Origin of the sequence: Myroides odoratimimus, assembly GCF_030326305.1 — a bacterium.
Lineage (GTDB): Bacteria > Bacteroidota > Bacteroidia > Flavobacteriales > Flavobacteriaceae > Flavobacterium > Flavobacterium odoratimimum_A.
Window position 1 is genome coordinate 25,528 of record NZ_JACAKB010000002.1, and the last position, 21,696, is coordinate 47,223.

The window sequence follows — 21,696 nt, forward strand, 5'->3', positions numbered from 1 at the left end:
TAAATTATAGTTGTAAACTAATTAAATACTTCTATAGATATAATTAGTCACTAGGTTATTACTGACTTAGTTCACGATGATTAAAAAATAAAAAGGGAGACTCATCTAATTATGATCCCCCTTTATTATCTATCTAGTTGATATTAACTAAATCAAAAATTAAAAGTCAGACTAAAAATTTTATAAAAAGAATCCTTATATCCTTATAACTTGCTTTCTAAATACTCTCTAATCACTAAATCAGTAAAGAAACCACTATGATGTCCTCCCCAGCAAGCTGTCATTGTTAAAGTTTTTCCAGAAAGGTCTAATTTTTTATTTTCTTCAGCTCCTTCATTTACAATACAGTTTACTTCAATTTTATCCATTGACTCTTGTACTGCTTCTTTCCCAAAATTATCTTTACACACTTCTTTCATTGCATCCATTAAGCGTTGTAAACATACACTTGGCACAAACTTAATATGCTCTAATTCGAAAGTATCCCAGTTGATTTGGATAGGTAGTTCTTTACCTACAATTGCGTTCAATTCTTTTTGATACTCAGTTACGTACTGCTCTTCTATTGCTGTATAAGCTCTTTTTTCTTGTAATCCCATGATTTATATTATTACTATTATTAACATTTCAAAGGTCTTATCTTTGCTATTGGTTTCATAGACCTAAATTCGGTAATTGCGCTTATCACGGAATTCCGTGATATGAAAATTTCCAAAAGTATCTTACCTTGTATTCAAACTTTACAAAAAATGCTAAAAACACTTTTAATAATTGGGTTTTGTTTTCTATCACTAACACTAGCTGTAAATAATCTATCTCTCATTATGGGAGGTATGAGAAAGAAAAAAGCAAATCGTTTAATACAAGAATATCTTGAACATGAATTCAAGGGTCAATTAAAAGCAGTTGAAATTAGACGCTTTTTTAATGCCTCTAATATGAATCCCAATATGTTTTCGGTTATTATCTACGATCATCAATTAGCACAAGTAAGATGGGTTTTATTCTTTGACGCCAAGATTTTAAAAAATGAAAATAGAATTGAACAAGGTGTTTCCTATGCTAAACCAGTAAAAGAACAATACCAAGATGCCTTAGCTGACTACTATACCAAAGAAGATATAAAACTAAAAATGATTGATTTAGATTGTCGTATTGACATTAGTTATGATTCATTAACCATGACATATCTTTTTAACCCAAATCCCAATGAGCTGAAAACGAAAACTAAAAAACTCTTATACTTACTAAATCAACAAAAGGACACACTAAAAATCAATAGTATTTTCACAATTACTATCCATCTTCCAACCTATAATGAGGATATTTTTATGATTGTTATACATAGCATAGAGGACTCATGGCAGGTCAAAGAATGCTTACTAAAACAAGAAACTAATTATTTCAAAACTTTACAAGAAAAATTGCTGCCGAAGCGTATGGATTATTTAGCGGGATTAGACCACCTCTACAGTTCCCATGATTTTTCTTTATTATATGTAGATACAGCTTGTTTCACTAAAGCTGTGTGGGTACATCTGTTAATCGATACAAAAGAAGTAGAACAAGAAAAAAACAGCTATCACAAGACTCCTGTAACAGCTGCTTTATTAGAAACGATTAATCTTACCAACAAAGTAGTCACTCATCGAGAAATCGTACCGATTACTGAACCAAATTCGTTTATTTCTATTTTTGAAGAGATTAAACCATTATTAGCAATAAAGTATACCTTTTAATTATTCACTAATCAAATAGTCCTGATTCAATAGCAAACTTTACCGCTCCTGTAGTTGTCTTAGACCCTGTTTTCAACAAGATATTCTTGCGATGTGTCTCCACCGTATTAACTGATATAAACAGTTTCTCAGAAATTTCTTTAGAAGTCATTTCTTCTGATAAAAGTGCTAGAACTTCTTTCTCCCGTTGAGTCAATTCAATATCTTGATACTTCTTTTTATCAAATACACTTTCCATATAGCGCTGTTTAATAACTTCTGAGAAATATTGCTTGTCATTGATTAATTCCCTTACAGCAACTTGTAACTCCTGCTTATTTGTAAATTTAGGTACAAAACCATCTGCTCCTTTTTGGATTACCTTATGAACAACGCGAGGATTATCAAGCATACTCAAAATTAGAACCTTGACATCTGATTGATTACTCTTTACCCTAGTTAATAACTCTACTCCATCCATCTTGGGCATATTCAAATCGGTAATGACTAATTGTATGTCAAATTGCTCTAATAAACGTAATACTTGTGTTCCTTCTGTTGCTAAATGCACTTGTTTTACTTCCTCCATATCAAGTAATATAGTGTTTAACCCCTCTAAGAACATCAAATGATCATCTGCTATGATTATATTTACTCTACTCACTACTTATTTATTTAAAGGTATATTAATTGTTATGGAAGTCCCATATTTAACATTACTATCTATTTCTATACTTCCTTTGAGTTTTTCTAAACGCTCTCTTATATTGCGCAGTCCTATCCCTTGTTTCTTAACATTGGCAAACCCAACGCCATTATCATGAATAAGAATATTGAGGTGGTCATCGTGTTTGGTCAATTGTACCTCAGCACTTGAAGCCTTAGCATGCTTAACGATATTATTGACCAACTCTTGAACGATGCGATATGCACCAGCCAATACATCATCTGTCAACTTATTAATTTCTGTCTCTGGAAAAAAATAAGCTTTAATTGTCAAATTATTTTTCTGACTTACAGTATCGACGTATTCTTTCAAAAAACTACTAAATCCAATTGAAGAGAAAGCCAGTGGATGCAATTGATGCGATAGCAAACGCAGATCCTTACACGCATTGTTAATTGCTTCTTGCAAACGCTTAGTTTGTTCTCCCGTATCTTGCTGAGAGAAATGATGTTCAAAAGCAATCTTAATTCCTGCTAAATCACTTCCTATTCCATCGTGTAACTCTCGTGCTAATCGAGCTCTTTCTTCCTCTTGTCCTTTCTGATAGCGCTCGATCATAGAAATTTTATGATCTTTAACCATCTCATTAATCTTGTGATTCGCATTTTTCTCAACCTCCACCTGTAGTTGTCTTTGCACTTTCAAACGTTGTAGATAAAAATACATCACAATAATAAAGAGAATTGACACCAAAATAAAACCAATGATAAAAGTATTACGAAGTTGTTTCTGACGAATGACAGCTTGCTCTACTTCTCTAAGCTCTACTTCTTTTAATTCTTGCTCCTTCTCCAGCAACTCTATTTTAGTTTCCTTTAATTCCGTTTCATATTGTTGTTGCAGATCTGCTAAATGCTTCTCTTTCTCAATACTATTAAATTTTGTATTATCGATTATACTTCGATATAAATAATTATATGCTTTTTCATATTGTTTTTGATCTGCATATAGGGAACCTAAATTCAAAAAAAAGTTAGTATTATAGGCTAATATAGAACGTTCTTCAGTAATACTCAATGCTCTCTCAAAATACTTAATTGCTTTCTTTGTATTCCCTACTTTACTCTCACACACTCCTAAATCATTCAATACAATAGCCATATCAGTGACATAATTTAACTCTTCAAGAAGCTTATAAGTATTCTCCAAGTGAGGTATAGCCTCTTTAAACTTATGCTGTTCTACTAATAGTTGAGCAAGGTTAATTTTAACATAGGCCTCCACTGTTTTATTTCCTTCCTCTTGACGAAACTTTAATACAGTCATATAATGCTCCCTAGCTTGATCAAACTTACGCTGCTCTTTCAAAATATTTGCGTAGTTAAACAATGTAGTCAATACCCCATCGGTATCCTCAATAGATTTATACAAATCATTCGCTCTTTTCAAGCTCTCTATAGCCTTATCATATTCATCCTTTTGTATATATAGTGTAGCAACATTCTGATACGCATTTGCCTCTTGAAGTACATCGTCTACAGCTCTAGCTTTTTCAATACATATCATAAAGCTCTCCATTGCCTTGGAGTATAGCGATAAATTCTTATAACTAAGTGCTAATAGATTATAAGCAGCAGGTAAACCTTGCTCCATTTTTAATTTCTCTAAGGATTCAATAGTCTTCAATGCATATTCTATAGACTTCTTATAATCTCCATTAATAGAATTCAAATTTCCTAAAGAATAATAAGCACGAGCTTTTTCCTTCTCTAAGTTATGCTTTTCACTTAAAGCTAACCAAGCAAATGCGGCCTTTCTAGCTTCAAGTGGTTTGGAATATACATTCTGGGAATACACTTTCGATAATGAGTCAATAGTAACTCTCACTGGTTGCTGTGCAATACCCTTTGTGAAAATAAAAAAGATTACTAATTGAAAAATTAAAGTTACTCTACTATCACGATTAGATAAATTCAAAACAATTTTGTATTAATTTCTTATTATTTGCCGCATTCTTTTTAACTAAAATAGCAAAATAAAGCAACAAAAAAACATATGCTTCTGAGGCTTTATAGAAGACAAAACTACAATTTTTAACCTTTAAAAAAATGAAAGTTTACTAGAAATAAAAACTCCAAAAACATCTTCTTTTTAATTCTAAACAACGAAAAACACAGAATAAAACCACAAAAAATACTAAATATTATGTATATTCGAAACAAAAACAATAAAACTATATTTTTAATACATAAAAACAAAAATTATGTCTAAATTTCCTAGAATACGTACAACCTTGAGTAAAGGTGTTATTCTACCAAGTTTAATTTTTATTATTGGAGTCAGTTTACTTGCTGCAATTTTTCCACAGATAACCAATGAGCTATTAAACGTAATCAAAACATTCATCTTTGTTAACCTCAATTGGATATATGTATGGTCTGTAACTATATTTATTATCTTCTTGATTTATTTAATGGCCAGTAAATACGGTAATATTCGCTTAGGAAGAAATAATAGTAAACCCGATTATTCCTTCTTTTCATGGATATCAATGTTATTCGCTGCTGGTATGGGGATTGGGCTAATGTACTTCAGTGTTGCTGAGCCGATCCAACACTATTCAAATGAAGTTTTCAGTAACAATACCGCACTACAACGCGCACAAGATGCACAGATGTACACCTTCTTTCACTGGGGAATACACGCATGGGCTATTTATGCTATTGTTGGTCTAGCACTATCTTATTTTGCTTATAGATATCGTTTACCGCTATCTCTAAGAAGTTGTTTTTATCCTCTTTTAAAAGATAAAATAAAAGGTAAATGGGGAAATATGATTGACGTATTTGCCTTGTGTAGTACCTTCTTTGGTATTACAACAACATTAGGTTTTGGTGTTGTACAGATTAACTCTGGACTTCAAACCTTAAATATTTTACCTGAAAACAGCTTTATCTATCAAGTACTTATTGTAGCTGTATTAGTATCTCTATCTATTATCTCTGCTGTTAGTGGATTAGACAAAGGTGTAAAACTACTAAGTAGTATCAATATCATTGCTGTAGTCGTATTGCTTGTTTTCGTACTCGCTTTAGGCCCTACCGTTTATTTAATTGGAAGCTTTACAGAAGGTATTGGTAATTATATATCAAACTTCTTTACCATGACTTTTAGTACACACTCCTTTAATGATAAAACACAACCCTGGTTTTATGACTGGACTATCCTATACTGGGCATGGTGGATCTCATGGTCTCCATATGTTGGATTGTTTATTGCTAAAATCTCTAAAGGACGTACTATTCGTGAATATATTGCTGCAGTATTATTACTACCGACACTATTCAACTTTATTTGGATGTCTGTATTCGGGAATAGTGCCATTTGGTTTGATATGAATGTAGCTGATGGTGCATTGAGTACTATTGCTAACAACCCAGATGCGTTGATGTTTGAGTTTTTAGCGTACTTACCTCTAAGTTCAATTACTAGCTTCTTAACTATATCAATTATCATCATATTTTTTGTTACTTCTGCAGACTCAGGAATGTTTGTAATGAACAGTATATCAACCAAGAATGCTAGAATATCCCCTAAATGGCAAACTATTGGATGGGGAGTATTACTAGCTGTATTAGCTTTGTTATTGTTAAACGCAGGTGGATTAGGTGCATTACAAAGCATGACCTTAATTACAGCTCTTCCATTCTCTATTATAATGCTATTATTTATCGTAAGCTTGATCAAAGCACTAGTTATCGATAAAAAATATTATGAAACTGACTTTTCTACTACAACGGTTACATGGTCAGGAGATTCATGGAAAGAGCGATTAAAACAAATTGTATCCTTTGACGATAAAGAATCTGTACACAAATTTATTGATACGACAGTCAAAGAAGCCTTTAAAGAGCTAGAAACCGAATTTGCTAAAAATAATATTGATGCTGTTATCAATACTTATGAAGGTCCTTATCGACTAGAAATTGAGATTAAACACGACTTGGTAAATAACTTTATTTACGGTGTCAAAACAGAGTCTAAAATGGTTTCTGATTACTTATTATCAGAAGAAAACTTACCTGATATTAACGATAATAAAACCTTTTATCCAAAAGCTTATTTTGGTGATTATAGACAAGGTTATGATGTTCACATCTTTACTAAAAATGAGCTAATTTCTGACGTATTAAAACACTATGAACGATTCCTTGAAATTATATCTGAAGAGAAAAATGAAATGTTTATCAGTAGTGATTCCAATCATCGTTTAAGATAATATATTACTAGTCAACTTATTCTAGTATCAAAAAAGAACCATATTAGCTTAAAGTTAATATGGTTCTTTTTATATATTACAAATCAATGAACTGAGTATTTGGATGAAAGCGTTTCCAAGAAAACCAATACTCATCAGACAGCCGGATGAGAACTAAATTCTGCTTTTTGTCTCCCGAGAGATACTTTCCATTCAAATCCCAACGTTGAAAACCATTATCTGCTGTAATACATCTAGCTGATAAATCTAACGCTAAATCCTGCTTGTGATCCCATCTAAAAGCAGTTACATTGTTTTGGTGAGCTACTAAAAAAAAAGCCCCCTACTCAAAAAAATAAGTAAGGAGCTCTTTGCGATGTTTTTAATTACTAAGCTACTCTTTAGTATATACAGCCGGCTGGTATGTATTCACTACTAAAACAGTATCTACTTGTAATCGAGCTTTTAACCAATTCGTGATACGTATCTTCTCCGAATTTATAGGTGCAACACTATCTTTATACATTAACACCCAATCAACTTGACTAGTTGTATCGGTTAGATTTCGCTCTACTTTACCTAAAGATACTTGTTCAAGTGATGGGAACAATACTCCGATCTCTCTCACCAAACCAGGCTCGCTCACTTTGTACTTAGCTAACTCGCGCTTTAAATCATTAATAATAACGTCTTTCTCGGATAGGTTACTATTTTGTTTATTGATTTCCTTCATGATTTCAGACTTGATATCTTGCTCATCTTGCTTGAAGGTCAAAGCTACATTATCTATCCCTTTTTCCTGTAAAAGTCGATTATACATCTCTATATTCTCTTTAGACAATTTCTTATCCAAAAAGGCTAACTCTACCTTACGTGGCGAGGTATTATAATTAATTTTTTTATAGATAACTGTTACCCCTCTAGCAGTAAACTCTGTATTGATAAACTCCTCAACAGTCTTGGTAAATTTCTTCTCATTGAATAGATTATAGGCCAAGTAAAAACTTGGTATAATCAACACTAAAATCAATAAACTAATACCGTATCGCATACGTTTCTCCTTTTTTGTATCTAGTGCAGTCGCTGTAGGATATTTCAAGTATTTAATTACTAAGAACGTCGCTATACAAATAAAGAAACAGTTAATCATATACAGATAAAATGCTCCTAAAAAATAACTAAAATTAAAAGTTGCTAAACCATATCCTGCAGTACATAAAGGAGGCATTAAGGCTGTAGCAATCGCTACTCCTGGAATAGGATTTCCTTTCTCTACTCGAGTAATTGAAATCACCCCCACTAATCCACCAAAAAAAGCAATCAACACATCATAAATCGTCGGTGCAGTACGAGCAAGTAATTCTGATTGTACATCTTTAAATGGGCTTAAATAAAAATAAACTGAAGATACAACCAAACTTACAATTGTAGCTATAACCAAGCTTTTAATAGAAATCTTCAGTAATAAAAAGTTATAGGTACCAAGTGCAAAACCAGCTCCTACAATTGGTCCCATCAATGGTGAGATCAACATAGCTCCAATTACCACCGCTGTAGAATTTACATTTAACCCTATCGACGCAATGATAATTGCACATGCCAAAATCCAAAGATTTGATCCTTTAAAAGCAATATTTGCTACTATATTTTCAAGGACTTTTTCGCCCTTCTCCTCACCTTTGTGAAGATTGATGTAATCAAAAAACTTACTAGTCATTTAAAACATTATTTCGTTGACTTACTCAATACCATATAGCCTAGCACACCACCAATGATGGATGCTACAAAAATACCTATCTTCGCTTGAGTCATGTACTCCTCATTAGTAAATGCTAACGAAGTTACAAACAAAGACATTGTGAATCCAATAGAAGCTAGCAAACCTAATCCTAATAGATTTTTCACATTCATTCCTTCAGGGAAAGGAGCTACTTTTAATTTCACTAAAAGCACTGTAAATCCAACTACTCCAACTACTTTCCCTACTAATAAGCCAAGAGCTACACCAAGAGCTACATTAGTACTAAACAAGTGATCCATATCAATATCTAAAGATACCCCAGCATTAGCTAAAGCGAATATAGGGATAATTAGATAGGTTACCATCGGATGCATCATATGTTCTAAACGTTGTAATGGAGGAGTAGCAGCACTACTTGTATGCTCAATCTCTTCTAAGATATGCAATTGTTCGTTTGTTAATGTCGGAATTTTATCATTGGGATCAATGCCTCTAAACCTATCTAACAAACCTTGCATCTTATCGCCATATACTTTCTCGCTAATTCTCACATTTGCAGGAATTGTAAAAGCAGCTAATACTGCTGCAATTGTCGCATGTACTCCTGAAAGCAAAAATGCTGTCCAAACTCCACCAATACCCAAGATTGCATAAAACATAATATTTCTAACTCCCATTTTATTTCCCAAATACATCACTAATAAAATAGCAGCACCAATGATTAAATGTAACATAGAAATCTCAGAGGTATAAAAGAATGCAATCACAAGTACCGCTCCTAAGTCATCTACAATCGCCAATGCAGTTAAGAAAACCTTTAATGTCAAGGGTATACGACTACCCAATAAATACAAGACTCCTAAGGCAAAAGCAATATCTGTTGCCATCGGAATTCCCCATCCATTAGACATCTCTCCACTTGGATTTAGAAAAAAATAAATACCCGCAGGAACAATCATTCCTCCTAATGCAGCTCCAATAGGAAGCATTGCTTTACGTGGGTTTGATAATTCTCCAGCTACAATCTCTCTTTTTAACTCTAGCCCTACAACAAAGAAAAAGATAGCCATTAACCCATCATTAATCCAGTGGTGAATACTATATTCAAAGAAGCTATTGCCTGCCCATTGAAAACCAAATTTATACTCTAATATGTGATGGTACTGTTCTTTAAATGATGTATTTGCTAATATTAACGCTATAATCACACTTATACCTAGAACGATCCCTCCAGATTTTTCTTGTTGCATAAATCGCTGTATCGGTGATACCATCCTCTCAATAGGTGTTTTGTCCAATTGCCTCATAAAAATAACTCTTCTTTTTTAATGTTATACATAGTTTACAAACTCAAAAATAGAAAATTAATTTTGTTAGCTACTATACGACAGTTATTTCTATGAATTCTTATCCTTATTTAACTTTTATAAGATTTTTACTACTTAGATTCAACTAATAAATGCAACAGCATTTATTAGTTGAATCTAAGATAGAATTAAAAATAGTTCAATCTTTTACTCCATAAAAATAGTTAACTAAAGCCAAATAGACACCCCGACAACCAAAAAACACCTTAACAAGTTTAGTATTCCATAACAAAATACATCAAATTAAATTAGTTAACTAATAATATAAAACAAATACAACAAAACACTGAAAAACAAAATAAAAATAAACAAAAGCTAAAACTAATATTTCTACTAAAATATTCGCTTCCATCAATCAAAAAAACAGATGATTATTTAACTTTTTAGTACTTTTTTAATACATTTAAAATCATTATATTTGATTTTAACCTAATTTGCTAAGGTGAGCTATTAGGTGAGTTGGTTTTTTACAAAAAAGACAATAGGTTGATTTAAAGATATTTACGAGGAGTGGTTCGAATCCTGCCACCCCGACAAAAAGGAATCACTTAATAGTGGTTCCTTTTTTATTTACACTCACTTTCTTATTCTACATTAACACCTCTTCATGAATCATTGAGTATCTTCGTAATTATAATAAACAATGACAATGACTAGACAAAATCCAGAAGAAATAGTTCAACAATTTGTAACTGCTTGGAATAAATACGATGCTAACTTACTTGCTGATATTTTTGTAGATGATGCAGACTTTGTCAATGTCACAGGGTTATGGTGGCATAAAAAAGAAGATATTTTTAAAGCTCATGATTATGGCCTACGAGTAATTTTCAAAGAATCTACACTAATAATCAAAAGAACTAAGATCAGATACTTAACAGACACTATAGCTATTGTACATGCAAGACTACAATTAAGTAATCAATCAGCACTAAAAGAAAATGAAACTCCTCAACTTAGAAACAATCTATTTATTTTCGTAACTCAGAAAATAGAAAACAATTGGTACTGTATAGCAGCTCAGAATGCCGAAATACAGAGTGGTAAAGAGACTTTTATTAAAAAGGAAGATGGTTCTTTTGAAGCAGTGAATTATAATCAATTTAAAAATAAAGACTAGTTTAAATATTACATCCTTCCATGGCCTTTTTCTGTTTTAACTCACTAATATACTCTGAAGGCAATACACCTGTATATTTTTTAAAATTAATCGTAAAACGACTATGAGAAGCAAAACCGCTCTTATCTGCTAAATAACTTATCTTATACGTCAGATAATGTGGTTTAGTTGATAAAGTATCTACCATATAAGAAATCCTCAATTCATTAATATACGTAGCAAAGTCTTTTTCTTTATACATATTAATATAGTAAGACACATAGCGATGATTAACTCCTAAACTAGCAGAAAGATTACTCAGTGATATTGATTTATCTAAGTATTTTTTTTGTTTCTCAAACTCTTTTATTTTTTGACACAGATAACTCTCCATGCCTATAGACATATAATTAGTTTGTATATTAGAATCATCACTTATTTGTAGCATCTCTTCCTGTAAAGAAGAATCTCTAACTCTTCTTAGCAATCTTTTTGATTCTATTGAACTACTAAATAGTTTCTCATTTATACTCCATATCATACTTTTCTTTAATAGAGAGGCACACTCCATTGTTCTATTGATGATAATACTTAAAAATAATAAGGTCTTCATATCTATACTTTTATCATTATTCAACTATCGTCCATACCTATACGGTAGTAACTTCCAAATCAAATAATATGTGGTGGTGGATTTTATAGTCGTACTATAATGAAGCAGACTATAACTTTAGGTTTATTTGATAAAAGTATAATCTCTATAACAGAATGTCACCTTTAAGGGGGTGGACAAAGGGGTGGACTTAACACAATTCACACGATATAAGTATTTTAAAAAGCAATACACCTCATTAATAGAGTACTCATTTAAAGATAAACATATACTTATTTAAAGATATTATATCAAAGATTCTTTATATCTCTAATACCTATTTACAGTTAACTACATATTTTTTTATTCTACATCCTTATTCTTCAACAAAAAAAGAGGCTATACAAACTGTATAACCTCTTATAATAAACAACCCTAATTTATTTCGAATACTTTATATAATTAAATTATTATTTTTCTACATTAATTTTACCAATTGTACCAATACTTCCATCAGCTAGATCTTTAATCTCAAGGCCTTTAGTTACTTTAGCAGTTGCCAAATCTAATGTATATACAAATGATTTAGACTCAGCTGTAACAGGTAAGTAAACATCTGATCCATCTATGAATGGAGCTTGAGCTTCTTTTATATTTTCAGCATCTGGCAATCCTTCTATCCATTTAAATTCTCCTGTTGTACCATCAAATATCGCCAGTTTATTATATGGTGTGCTTAATGAATTCCAAGCAATAGCAATATCAGCATTCATATTTAACAAGAACTTATTGTTAGTAAGTGCGTATACTTTATGAACCTTATGTCCCCCTGATAATGACTCAATGTCATATTGATAATTTTTATCAAACTCTAAAGTTTTAGTATTAAATCTTAAAACAGAAGAAGGAATTGGAGAAAAAGAAGGTTTATCTTTACCTAACATAGCATTAGGTGAGAATACATAAACAAATCCATCATTTCCAGATGCAATAGTTGATATACGACTAGAACGGTAACGAGCTACTGCAAAACTCATTCTATCATCTTTCACTACTTTTTCTAACTGTACTCTCTTATTTACATCCGTTTCGCTCTCATTAAATTTAAATACAGCTAGCCACACTCTACTTCGGTAAGCAGATGTATTATCTTCTTTCTCATCTTTATTGATTTTAAATGGTTCGATAGCCATCACAAAACGGTTATTTCCGATATTCTCAAGACCAGCAAAGTTGGCATACTCCCCTTTTTCTGCAATATTTTCTACATTAATATAAGAAGTAAAATTAATCCCTCCTGTATTTCCATCTACGAAGTTAAAAGCCTGAGCCTTTTGTCCTGTAGTTAATTGTACCCCCCCAGTTGTAGCAATCATATATTTACCGAAATTCGTAATAAACTCCTCACGAGTAGGTAAATCAACTGTAGTATGTTTATTCAATTTCCCATCAGGTGTTAATAACCAGCTCTGCATTCCAGAAGGATCTCCTTTTCTATATTCAAAAACATAAGCTCTATTTCCTCCATAAGTATAAACCGTAGTTCCTAATGCCGTTAATCCATTTCCCTTAGCAGATATTTCTCCAGATTTAAGGTCATTGGTAGTCAGTAATAAGTTCGTTTTAGAAGCACTTGCTCCGATTACGTACTTCCACTCTACTTTATTTCCTCCATCAGTTCCCCCTTCTTCAGGTGTAGGAGTACTATTATCATCTGTAGAACAACTAGTCACCGACAATGCCCCAAATATCATAGCAAAAGCAAATGTCGAAAAAACTCTTTTTTTCATTTTAATTGTATTTATTATAGATTAGTAATTTTAGTATGTATAGCGTATTTTAAACATGAAGTTTCTTCCTGGTTTTTGGAAACTATAGTTATCATAAGCTAGTTTATCGAATAGGTTATTAGTCTCTACGGTTAAGTGTATTTTATTATTAAACAAACTGTATGAAGCACTTAGATCATGTACAGCCTGAGACGGAATCCATATAGGATCCTCACCGATTCCTTTAAAATCGTAACTATAATGATCTATATAGCGCAGGTTATAACCTATATTTAAATTGTTATTTTTCTTTCCTAAGTCTTTAATGATAATCCCCACATCAGCTGATCCAAAGAAATAAGGCTCATTAGGAATTCTCTCATTGTAGTATGGATTTTTCACTCCATAATCTCCAATAGTATACTTTTGTTTACTTCTGATATTTTGAGAAGTTAAACTACCTCCTGCATATATAAAATCATTGTATGTATAACGAGCTTCCACATTGATACCATAGCTCTCTACTCCTCCAATATTCACACTAGTTGCACGAGATCCTGAACCATAAGGATTACTGCGGATATAATCTTTAGTATCTCTGTATACAAAACCTGCATCTACAAATACTGCATGTATTTTGTTAATCACACCTGAGTAACTGATATTCAGGTTATAGTTTTTACCCTGTTCTGGTTTTAGACCTGTATTTCCCCATACTAAGTCTCCATCTCCAAATAACTCGCTATCAGTAGGTAGTCTAAATGTATTTTCATAAGAAGCTTTGAACTGTAGATCTTTCCACAAGTATGTAGCAGCGATACCGTATCCTGTTTTATCTACTTTAGTGCTTTCACTTTGATAAGTATGTTTGATACTGTAGTGTTTACCGAATAGAGACACATTCAGATTATCCAGAATATTATAGCGATAAGACAGTGCCATAATATTTTTAAAACTACTTCTTTTTATCTCACTGTTCTTTTCTGATTGAGTTTCTTTTACAGCTAATGGATCTTTTGTCTTTCTGTTGAAGTAGTACATCACATCATTAAAACTAAATGAGTGCTTGTCATTTAATTTATAGTTTACATTAAAAGTAGTTGAACCATTATGATCATAGAACTTAGTCATAGAAGGCCCTCCTCCAGACTCACCTTGTTTTAACGTTTTGATACGTTCACCTGCCCAGTTATATTTATAAGAAGAGGTATCTATATTTTGATTATATCCTCCATTATAATTAGATGTAATACTTACATCTAATCCATCTATAAATAGGTTCTTTTTGCTATATTCTAATGAAGGCATAATTGTTACAGAACGACGTTTCTTGTCTCCGAATACCTTTTCCATAATAGTACCTGTCTGCACACCACGTTTTCCTTCTCCATAAGTAAACCCTAACATCAGTCGGTCAGCATAAGACTTATCTACCACCCCTACTTTAGCCACTACAGTAGCTGTTTGGAATCGGTCATTAAAGCGTCTTACCCATTGTTTTTCTTTAGAATAAACTCCTGATTGCAGATCTACCACAGGGACTAATACTTTATAATCGTTATCTGAGTAGTTCTGAAAAGCATTTAACTGAGCTACTATACCATTATTAAAGGCTTTACTCACATTCAGATGACTCTTGTATGTATGGAATGAACCAGTAGTAAATGAAGCATCTATTTTAGTCTCTTTAGATTTGTTTGTGATAATATTCACTACTCCTCCTAAGGCATCAGATCCGAACTCCACAGGCACTACACCTTTATATACTTCGATTCTATCAACCATTGTGATCGGTAAGTTGTTTATTTTAAACTCACTACCAAATCCTTCCATAGGTACACCATCTATAAAAAATCGAATGTGTTTACCACTAAATCCATTCATTGAGAAATTATAGTCAGATCCCTCACCCCCATCTTTACGCACTTTCACTCCAGACACTCTATCTAGTGCTCCAGCTACATCTAATGATGTATTGTATAGTGGTTTTGCATCTATAGCCACTACGTTATAAGCAGATTCTCTCACTTTCTCGATAGGCTGTTTTACTTGTAGTACTACATTGTCTAAGAAAGAGTTATTTGTATCAAGTTTGAAGTTATGTGTTATACTTTCGCCTGCTTTCACCTCAAATGAATACTCTTTAGATTCATAACTGACGTGTTGTACAACTAATTTATACTTACCAGGTCTCTTTGTTTTAATAGTATATCGTCCTTTATTATCTGTTAACTCACTATGATGAGTATCTAATAAACTGACTGTAGCATAATCAATAGGCTCTCCATTCGCATCTTGTACAACCCCAGAAATGACAACTGGTTTATCTTGTGCAAAAGAAGCAAACTGTCCTATATTAAAAATTGCAAAAATTAATAGTAGATAGTGTTTCATTGTTCTAAGAACTTAATGTTGTGTTAGTAATTATATTATTTAGATTAATTATAAATTGAAGACAAATATATTTACTTATAACTAAATAACCACAACAACTTAGAATAAATATAAATAACAACTCAATACAGACAATAATCGTCATTGTAATACTCTAAAAACAAAACACATTAACCTTTAATATTTTACTAAAATTCACATATTATTAACTAATATCTTTTATAAATAAAAAAAGTCAGAACTACCTATAATTCTGACTTTATTCACAAAATGTGCTTTTAAAGCTTGTTAATTCTAAATAAAAAAGCTTTAGAGATTAGTACAAACAAAAAAAAGAGAACTAAACTAGTTCTCTCTTCTTCTATTTCTTAATCTTTCGTTCTTAACCTCTTTTGGTTTATTCACGCTATTATTGCGTTCTCTATCGAAGTTTTTCTTAGGTCTACGCTCATCCTTAGCATAACTTCCTCCTCTTCTACTTGAGTCTTTACCTGTAGTCATACGACGACGAATACTCTGCTGACTCTCTTGATTCTTATTTAGACTCGCCTCTTCTGTCATTACAGAAGGCTCTATTAAGCGATTAAGCTCATCTAATTCTGCTTTGGTCAAGTCTCTATACGTACCCACAGGTACATCTAGAGAAATATTAATAATACGTATCCTCTTTAATGCAACTACATCATAGTCAAAATACTCACACATACGTCTAATCTGTCTGTTCAAACCTTGAGTAAGAAATATTCTAAACACAGTCTTACTGATCTGTTCTACTCTACACTTCTTAGTCACTGTGTCTAATATTGGTACACCAGCTCCCATACGTTGGATAAAACGATCTGTGATAGGCTTGTTTACAGTGACAATATACTCTTTCTCATGATCGTTCTTTTGGCGCAATATCTTATTCACGATATCTCCATCATTCGTCATCAGAATAAGCCCTTCACTATCCTTATCTAATCGTCCTACTGGAAAGATGCGTTTAGGATAATTAATATAGTCCACGATATTATCGCGTACACTCGTATTAGTAGTACACTCGATACCAATAGGTTTATAAAAAGCTAAATAAACATTCTCTTCATTTTTTTTAACGATTAATTGTCCATTTACGCGTATCTCATCATCTTCAGACACTTTTGTCCCCATCTCTGGCACTACACCATTGACAGTGACTCTCCCCTCATCTATAAGTCTATCTGCTTCTCTTCTAGAACAAAAACCTACTTCAGACAAATATTTATTTAAACGTGTTTGCATTTTTTCCATATCACAAAATTAGCTATTTTATTCGCTATTAAACAATGCTATAACGAAGCTAATTCATAAAATAATTCTTAATTTTTTCGAAGACAATTCTGTCCTGAACAGAGTGTCCTAATCCTTCTGTATAATAAACCTCTATTCCCTTTTGATTAGCTATATCGTGAAAAACTGTACACTCAGCCAATTCCACTACTACATCCTCTTTATCGTGAATAATCAATGTCTGATTAGACAGTGATTTTATAAAGTTGCGACTAGCATATTTCTGCATATCCATATCAATTAACCCTTCTAAGAAGTGCAATAAGTCATTTGACACCTTCTTCCAGTATCCTAACATATCAATATAATTATTGATTACATGCTGAAAACGATCTAGACAAGCCATTAAAACAATCTTCTCTACGAAGTCATATTTCACTACACTCATCTGATGTAATAAAGCAAACGCTCCTAGTGAATGAGCTACAACATACTGTGGTCTAAACGCTCGTAAACAATAATCCATCAAGTGAGAATAATCGATAACACTCAGATTACTTCCATCACTCAGACCTAGTCCCATAGCATCTATACAGATATACTGATACTGATCATCTAAGTAAGTCACTAGTTCTTCCCAACGACCAGCATTACTCTCCCAGCCGTGAAACAGCATAACTAAAGGCAACTCTGATTGCTCCTGATTCCAGCGATAGCATTGAATACTCAATCCATCATAAACAAATCTATCTTGATGAGCTTGAGCCAAAAAGTAAGGAATACTCTTTCGCCTAAGCTGTCCTTTACGAGGTGTAGAGAATAACTTATAAGCAATAGCGCATGCTCTCTTAGGAGCAAATAACGACAATAAATTAATCAATAAACCTAGACACTTAACCATATATAACTTCTAGAAATAAAAAAAGCCTCTTTCACAAGAGGCTTTCTGATATTATAATTTAGCTATAATAGCTTCAATTTTTTCTCTTTCTTCTTCAGCTAAAGCACTGTCTACTAAAATACGCCCACTGTGCTCATCCGTGATGATCTTCTTACGTGCCGCAATCTCTACTTGAGTTTGTGGTGGAATAGTAAAGTAAGATCCTCCTGAAGCACCACGCTCGATAGATACAACAGCCAAACCGTTACGAACACCATTTCTGATTCTGTTATACGCTACTAATAAACGCTCTTCGATATCTTGTTTGAACTCTTCAGACTTCTCTAATAAGATTTTCTCTTCACGCTCAGTCTCAGACATAATACTGTTTAATTCAGCTTCTTTATGTGCTAAGTGTTCTTTTCTTGCAGCTAATTTAGTTTCTGTCTCTGCGATTGTGTTTTTCTTGTGCTCGATGCTAACTTTCATCTCTTTGATGTGTTTTTCAGCAAGCTCTATCTCTAACTTCTGGAACTCTATCTCTTTTTCTAATGAGTTAAACTCTCTATTGTTTTTAACCTCATTTTGTTGCTCAGTATATTTTACGATAGCAGCTTTGAACTCCTCAATAGCAGCTTTTTTATCCTTAATACTCGCTTCGATATTACTTAAGTCTAAATTTGATTTTTCTAAGCGTTTGTTCAGTCCAGCAACCTCATCTTGTAGATCTTCAACTTCAAGAGGCAATTCTCCTCTCATATTTCTGATTTCGTCAATTCTTGAGTCAATCAATTGCAAGTCATAAAGTGCTCTTAACTTCTCTTCAACGGTTAATTCTTTTTTCTTTGTCATCATTATAAGTAGTTAACTGGATTCGTATTTACTGTTGATAAAATAACTGCAAAAGTAGTTATTTTTTTTGAAAGAAAGTCAGTTATATAATTTTTTGTATACCTTTCACTTTCAAAATGCCCTATATCAGCCAAAACCATCTGACTTTCAGCTTGGTAATAATCGTGGTATTTCAAATCTGAGGTGATATAAGCATCAACTTTCTGTGATAATGCTGCTCCTATCGCAAAACTTCCTGAACCTCCTAACACTGCTACTCTCTTTATCGGTTTCCCTAGTAACGCACTATGTCTAATACCTCCTGTACCCGTCTTGGTTTTGACCATCTGTAAGAATGCTACTTCTTCCATCTCTTCTTCTAATTCACCTATCATTCCCATTCCTACATTTTGAAGTTTATTCTCTAAAGTATAGATCTCATAAGCTTTCTCTTCATAGAAGTCTAAGTCAAACAAGGCTTTTAATACCTTACCTTGTAAATGCTTTTCAAATATTACTTCTACTTTGACCTCTTCTACTTCTTCATATTTTAATGGCTCTCCTATGACTGGGCTACTCTTCTCATTCCCTCTGAAACTTCCCTTGCCTTCTGTCGTAAAACTGCACAAATCATAATTACCTATAGCTCCAGCTCCTGCATTAAACAGAGCCTGTCTCACTTCATTTGCATTCACTCGAGGAGCATAAGTCACTAGCTTTTGGATATAGTTCTCTTTCGGTATTAATATACTTGTGTTCTTTAATCCTAGCGTATCACAGAATATCTTATTCACCCCTTCCTGATGATTGTCTAGTGCAGTATGTATAGCATAGATAGCGATATCGTGTTTGATCGCTTTAATTACAGCTCTCTCTACATAGCTCTTTCCTGTTATCTTCTTTAATCCAGAAAACAAGATTGGGTGAAAGCATACTACCATATTACACTTCTTCTCTATCGCCTCGTCTATCACGGTCTCTAAAGCGTCATGACAGACTAGGATCCCACTTACTTCTAAGTTATAGTCCCCTACTAATAACCCGACATTATCAAATCCCTCTGCATACGATAACGGTGTCATCTCTTCTAACACAGTGATTACTTCTCTTAACTTCATTTCTCAAATAATTTTGAACTGTAATTTATATATTTTCTCAAAGATAAAAAAATTGGTAATTTCGTATTATGGAATTACTGCGAAAATTACTCTTCCCTTTTGCCATCTTATATGGCGGGATCACTTCCCTGCGCAATTACCTTTATTCAATAAATATATTGAAGAGAACCTCTTTTAGTACACCTACTATAGTAGTAGGTAACCTAAGTGTAGGTGGTACTGGTAAAACGCCTATGGTGGAATACATAATACGACTTTTAAAAGACAAATACAAAATAGCGACTCTTAGTAGAGGGTATAAACGCAAAAGTGAGGGCTTCTTCCTCGCAGATGAACATACGACTATGGAACAAATCGGTGATGAACCCTTCCAATATCATCACAAGTTTGACAATATAGCTGTAGCGGTAGACGCAAAAAGAGTAAACGGAATAGAGAATATCCTAAAACGAAGAACAGACACCCAAGCCATCGTTCTAGACGATGCTTTTCAGCACCTAGCTGTAAAAGGTGGTTTTAATATTCTACTGACTACTTATGATGAGCCGTACTATAACGATTATATATTGCCGACAGGTAACCTTAGAGAAAGTCGTAGAGGAGCGAAACGAGCAGATATCATCATCGTCACCAAATGCCCTCCTACGTTATCATTGACAGAACAAAACGAGATTGTTAAAAAATTAAATCTCAAACTGGGACAATTGTCTTTTTTTACGTATATTGAATTCAGTAAACTTGCATATTCAAAGGCTGATTCTATCTCAGTAGAAGACTTAAAAAAAGAAGAGTTTTTAATGGTAGCTGGTATTGCTAAACCGCAAAGTTTTTTTGACCATCTAAAGGACGATAAAACAATTTGTTTAACATTTCCTGACCATCATCATTTTTCATCTACTGACATTGAACTAATTTTGAACAAAGCAAAAGAGAATAAGATTATTACAACAGAGAAAGATTATGTCCGCTTAAATGGACTAATCCCCTCGAATAAATTATATTATTTACCAATTCAGACTTCTTTTTTAAACAATCAAGAGGAGTTTGATAAAACAATTTTAAACTATGTGGGAGCAAGTACAAGAAACGGTTAAGTATTTAATTGAAAAGACACAATTCAAACCTGAGATAGGTATTGTATTGGGGTCAGGATTAGGAAACCTTACTGCTGATATTAAAATAGAGCATGAAATTCCTTACTCAGAAATTCCTAATTTTCCAGTATCTACTGTACAAGGACACAAAGGTGCTTTAATCTTTGGTACGATTGGTAATAAAAAAGTAATGGCTATGCAAGGTCGTTTCCATTACTACGAAGGATACGAAATGGCAAAAACAGTATTCCCGATCAGAGTAATGAAGTATATGGGAGTAGAAACACTAATCGTATCTAATGCTTCAGGAGGTGTTAACCCTACATTTAAAGTAGGAGACATTATGATCATCACAGATCATATCAATGCATTCCCTGATCATCCTCTAAGAGGACATAATGATGAGCGTTTCGGACCTCGTTTCGTAAACATGAATGATGCGTATACAGGAACTTTAGTTAAGAAAGCACAAGAAATAGCTAAAGCGAAGAACTTCGATATTAAACAAGGTGTCTACTACGGACTACAAGGGCCAACTTTTGAAACATTGGCTGAGTATAAAATGGTACGCATTGTAGGAGCAGACTGTGTAGGTATGTCTACAGTACCAGAAGTAATCGTAGCTCGTCACATGGATATGAAAGTATTCGGTATCTCTGTTATCTCAGATATGGGGAATGAAGAAGGTATCGTAGAAGCACATCACGAAGATGTACTTAGAGCTGTAGAAGCTGCTGAGCCTATCGCTCGTGAGCTTATTAATGAGTTAATTAAAACTATGTAATTAGTTTTTCTTATAATGTAATTTTAAGAGATACTTCTTCTGCAGAAGTATCTCTTTTTTTAAAGACCTGTTTAGATTCTCTGTGTAGTTTTCTTTAAGAATACTACAGAGTACCTAAACAGGTTCTTTTTTT

17 protein-coding genes and 1 pseudogene are annotated in these 21,696 nt (G+C 33.0%); 5 read left to right on the forward strand and 13 right to left on the reverse strand.

What is annotated here, in order from left to right; genetic code table 11:
• Nucleotides 1-203 precede the first annotated feature (203 nt).
• The gene (locus HX049_RS01785) at nucleotides 204-599 is read right to left on the reverse strand and encodes a hypothetical protein (protein WP_006266545.1); all 396 of its coding nucleotides are present in this window, start codon (nucleotides 597-599) and stop codon (nucleotides 204-206) included.
• A gap of 150 nt (nucleotides 600-749) precedes the next feature.
• Here HX049_RS01785 and HX049_RS01790 point away from each other — a divergent pair, with 150 nt between their 5' ends.
• Nucleotides 750-1,739 carry a hypothetical protein gene (locus tag HX049_RS01790; RefSeq protein WP_006266544.1) on the forward strand — a complete coding sequence of 330 codons (990 nt, stop codon included), beginning with the start codon at nucleotides 750-752 and terminating at the stop codon, nucleotides 1,737-1,739.
• Between the two features lie 7 nt (nucleotides 1,740-1,746).
• Here the strand turns inward: HX049_RS01790 and HX049_RS01795 are convergent, their stop codons facing one another.
• A complete protein-coding gene (locus tag HX049_RS01795) occupies nucleotides 1,747-2,382 on the reverse strand; it encodes a response regulator transcription factor (protein ID WP_006266543.1) in 636 nt (211 codons plus the stop codon).
• Between the two features lie 3 nt (nucleotides 2,383-2,385).
• Nucleotides 2,386-4,362 carry a tetratricopeptide repeat-containing sensor histidine kinase gene (locus tag HX049_RS01800; RefSeq protein ID WP_006266541.1) on the reverse strand — a complete coding sequence of 659 codons (1,977 nt, stop codon included), beginning with the start codon at nucleotides 4,360-4,362 and terminating at the stop codon, nucleotides 2,386-2,388.
• 286 nt (nucleotides 4,363-4,648) lie between these two features.
• Between HX049_RS01800 and HX049_RS01805 the strand changes: the two genes are divergently transcribed.
• Nucleotides 4,649-6,664, forward strand: a complete 2,016-nt coding sequence (locus HX049_RS01805; protein ID WP_006266540.1) for a BCCT family transporter — start codon at nucleotides 4,649-4,651, stop codon at nucleotides 6,662-6,664.
• Between the two features lie 76 nt (nucleotides 6,665-6,740).
• On the opposite strand, the pseudogene HX049_RS18455 reads toward HX049_RS01805, so the two are convergent.
• The 3 genes and pseudogenes from HX049_RS18455 to nhaA form a co-directional block, all read right to left on the reverse strand.
• Nucleotides 6,741-6,929 (reverse strand): annotated as a pseudogene (locus HX049_RS18455) (DUF3179 domain-containing (seleno)protein); the annotation flags it as partial.
• Nucleotides 6,930-7,037: 108 nt separating this feature from the next.
• Nucleotides 7,038-8,360: a DUF389 domain-containing protein gene (locus HX049_RS01810; RefSeq protein ID WP_006266539.1), complete on the reverse strand. Its 1,323-nt coding sequence runs from the start codon at nucleotides 8,358-8,360 to the stop codon at nucleotides 7,038-7,040.
• Nucleotides 8,361-8,368: 8 nt separating this feature from the next.
• On the reverse strand, nucleotides 8,369-9,691 hold the full coding sequence (gene nhaA, locus HX049_RS01815) for a Na+/H+ antiporter NhaA (RefSeq protein ID WP_006266538.1): 1,323 nt from the start codon (nucleotides 9,689-9,691) through the stop codon (nucleotides 8,369-8,371).
• Nucleotides 9,692-10,400: 709 nt separating this feature from the next.
• Between nhaA and HX049_RS01820 the strand changes: the two genes are divergently transcribed.
• Complete coding sequence (locus tag HX049_RS01820) at nucleotides 10,401-10,871, forward strand: SgcJ/EcaC family oxidoreductase (RefSeq protein WP_286413572.1); 471 nt, start codon at nucleotides 10,401-10,403, stop codon at nucleotides 10,869-10,871.
• Between the two features lies 1 nt (nucleotide 10,872).
• Here the strand turns inward: HX049_RS01820 and HX049_RS01825 are convergent, their stop codons facing one another.
• The 7 genes from HX049_RS01825 to HX049_RS01855 all read right to left on the reverse strand — a co-directional run bounded on the left by HX049_RS01825 (nucleotide 10,873) and on the right by HX049_RS01855 (nucleotide 19,685).
• A complete protein-coding gene (locus HX049_RS01825; protein ID WP_286413573.1) occupies nucleotides 10,873-11,463 on the reverse strand; it encodes a helix-turn-helix domain-containing protein in 591 nt (196 codons plus the stop codon).
• Between the two features lie 449 nt (nucleotides 11,464-11,912).
• Nucleotides 11,913-13,232 (reverse strand): DUF4374 domain-containing protein, encoded by a 1,320-nt coding sequence (locus HX049_RS01830; protein ID WP_286413574.1) that lies wholly within the window; start codon nucleotides 13,230-13,232, stop codon nucleotides 11,913-11,915.
• Nucleotides 13,233-13,262: 30 nt separating this feature from the next.
• Nucleotides 13,263-15,605 carry a TonB-dependent receptor gene (locus tag HX049_RS01835; RefSeq protein WP_286413576.1) on the reverse strand — a complete coding sequence of 781 codons (2,343 nt, stop codon included), beginning with the start codon at nucleotides 15,603-15,605 and terminating at the stop codon, nucleotides 13,263-13,265.
• A 345-nt stretch (nucleotides 15,606-15,950) separates the two neighbouring features.
• A complete protein-coding gene (rluF, locus tag HX049_RS01840; protein ID WP_286413578.1) occupies nucleotides 15,951-16,877 on the reverse strand; it encodes a 23S rRNA pseudouridine(2604) synthase RluF in 927 nt (308 codons plus the stop codon).
• A gap of 49 nt (nucleotides 16,878-16,926) precedes the next feature.
• Nucleotides 16,927-17,757 (reverse strand): alpha/beta hydrolase, encoded by an 831-nt coding sequence (locus tag HX049_RS01845; RefSeq protein WP_286413579.1) that lies wholly within the window; start codon nucleotides 17,755-17,757, stop codon nucleotides 16,927-16,929.
• Between the two features lie 51 nt (nucleotides 17,758-17,808).
• Complete coding sequence (locus HX049_RS01850; RefSeq protein WP_131541089.1) at nucleotides 17,809-18,588, reverse strand: zinc ribbon domain-containing protein; 780 nt, start codon at nucleotides 18,586-18,588, stop codon at nucleotides 17,809-17,811.
• A gap of 2 nt (nucleotides 18,589-18,590) precedes the next feature.
• Nucleotides 18,591-19,685, reverse strand: a complete 1,095-nt coding sequence (locus tag HX049_RS01855; protein WP_286413580.1) for a Nif3-like dinuclear metal center hexameric protein — start codon at nucleotides 19,683-19,685, stop codon at nucleotides 18,591-18,593.
• A 68-nt stretch (nucleotides 19,686-19,753) separates the two neighbouring features.
• Here HX049_RS01855 and lpxK point away from each other — a divergent pair, with 68 nt between their 5' ends.
• Both lpxK and HX049_RS01865 read left to right on the forward strand, forming a co-directional pair.
• Nucleotides 19,754-20,779 carry a tetraacyldisaccharide 4'-kinase gene (gene lpxK, locus HX049_RS01860; protein ID WP_286413581.1) on the forward strand — a complete coding sequence of 342 codons (1,026 nt, stop codon included), beginning with the start codon at nucleotides 19,754-19,756 and terminating at the stop codon, nucleotides 20,777-20,779.
• Nucleotides 20,751-21,563, forward strand: coding sequence for a purine-nucleoside phosphorylase (locus tag HX049_RS01865; RefSeq protein WP_131540657.1), 813 nt, complete (start codon nucleotides 20,751-20,753; stop codon nucleotides 21,561-21,563). The genes lpxK and HX049_RS01865 overlap by 29 nt, the downstream gene beginning before the upstream one ends.
• Nucleotides 21,564-21,696 lie beyond the last annotated feature (133 nt).

Coding starts and splice junctions, on each gene's coding strand:
- HX049_RS01785 (WP_006266545.1), bottom strand. CDS start 599: ATGGGATTACAAGAAAAAAGAGCTTATACAGCAATAGAAGAGCAGTAC.
- HX049_RS01790 (WP_006266544.1), top strand. CDS start 750: ATGCTAAAAACACTTTTAATAATTGGGTTTTGTTTTCTATCACTAACA.
- HX049_RS01805 (WP_006266540.1), top strand. CDS start 4,649: ATGTCTAAATTTCCTAGAATACGTACAACCTTGAGTAAAGGTGTTATT.
- HX049_RS01810 (WP_006266539.1), bottom strand. CDS start 8,360: ATGACTAGTAAGTTTTTTGATTACATCAATCTTCACAAAGGTGAGGAG.
- nhaA (WP_006266538.1), bottom strand. CDS start 9,691: ATGAGGCAATTGGACAAAACACCTATTGAGAGGATGGTATCACCGATA.
- HX049_RS01820 (WP_286413572.1), top strand. CDS start 10,401: ATGACTAGACAAAATCCAGAAGAAATAGTTCAACAATTTGTAACTGCT.
- HX049_RS01825 (WP_286413573.1), bottom strand. CDS start 11,463: ATGAAGACCTTATTATTTTTAAGTATTATCATCAATAGAACAATGGAG.
- HX049_RS01830 (WP_286413574.1), bottom strand. CDS start 13,232: ATGAAAAAAAGAGTTTTTTCGACATTTGCTTTTGCTATGATATTTGGG.
- HX049_RS01835 (WP_286413576.1), bottom strand. CDS start 15,605: ATGAAACACTATCTACTATTAATTTTTGCAATTTTTAATATAGGACAG.
- rluF (WP_286413578.1), bottom strand. CDS start 16,877: ATGGAAAAAATGCAAACACGTTTAAATAAATATTTGTCTGAAGTAGGT.
- HX049_RS01845 (WP_286413579.1), bottom strand. CDS start 17,757: ATGGTTAAGTGTCTAGGTTTATTGATTAATTTATTGTCGTTATTTGCT.
- HX049_RS01850 (WP_131541089.1), bottom strand. CDS start 18,588: ATGACAAAGAAAAAAGAATTAACCGTTGAAGAGAAGTTAAGAGCACTT.
- HX049_RS01855 (WP_286413580.1), bottom strand. CDS start 19,685: ATGAAGTTAAGAGAAGTAATCACTGTGTTAGAAGAGATGACACCGTTA.
- lpxK (WP_286413581.1), top strand. CDS start 19,754: ATGGAATTACTGCGAAAATTACTCTTCCCTTTTGCCATCTTATATGGC.
- HX049_RS01865 (WP_131540657.1), top strand. CDS start 20,751: ATGTGGGAGCAAGTACAAGAAACGGTTAAGTATTTAATTGAAAAGACA.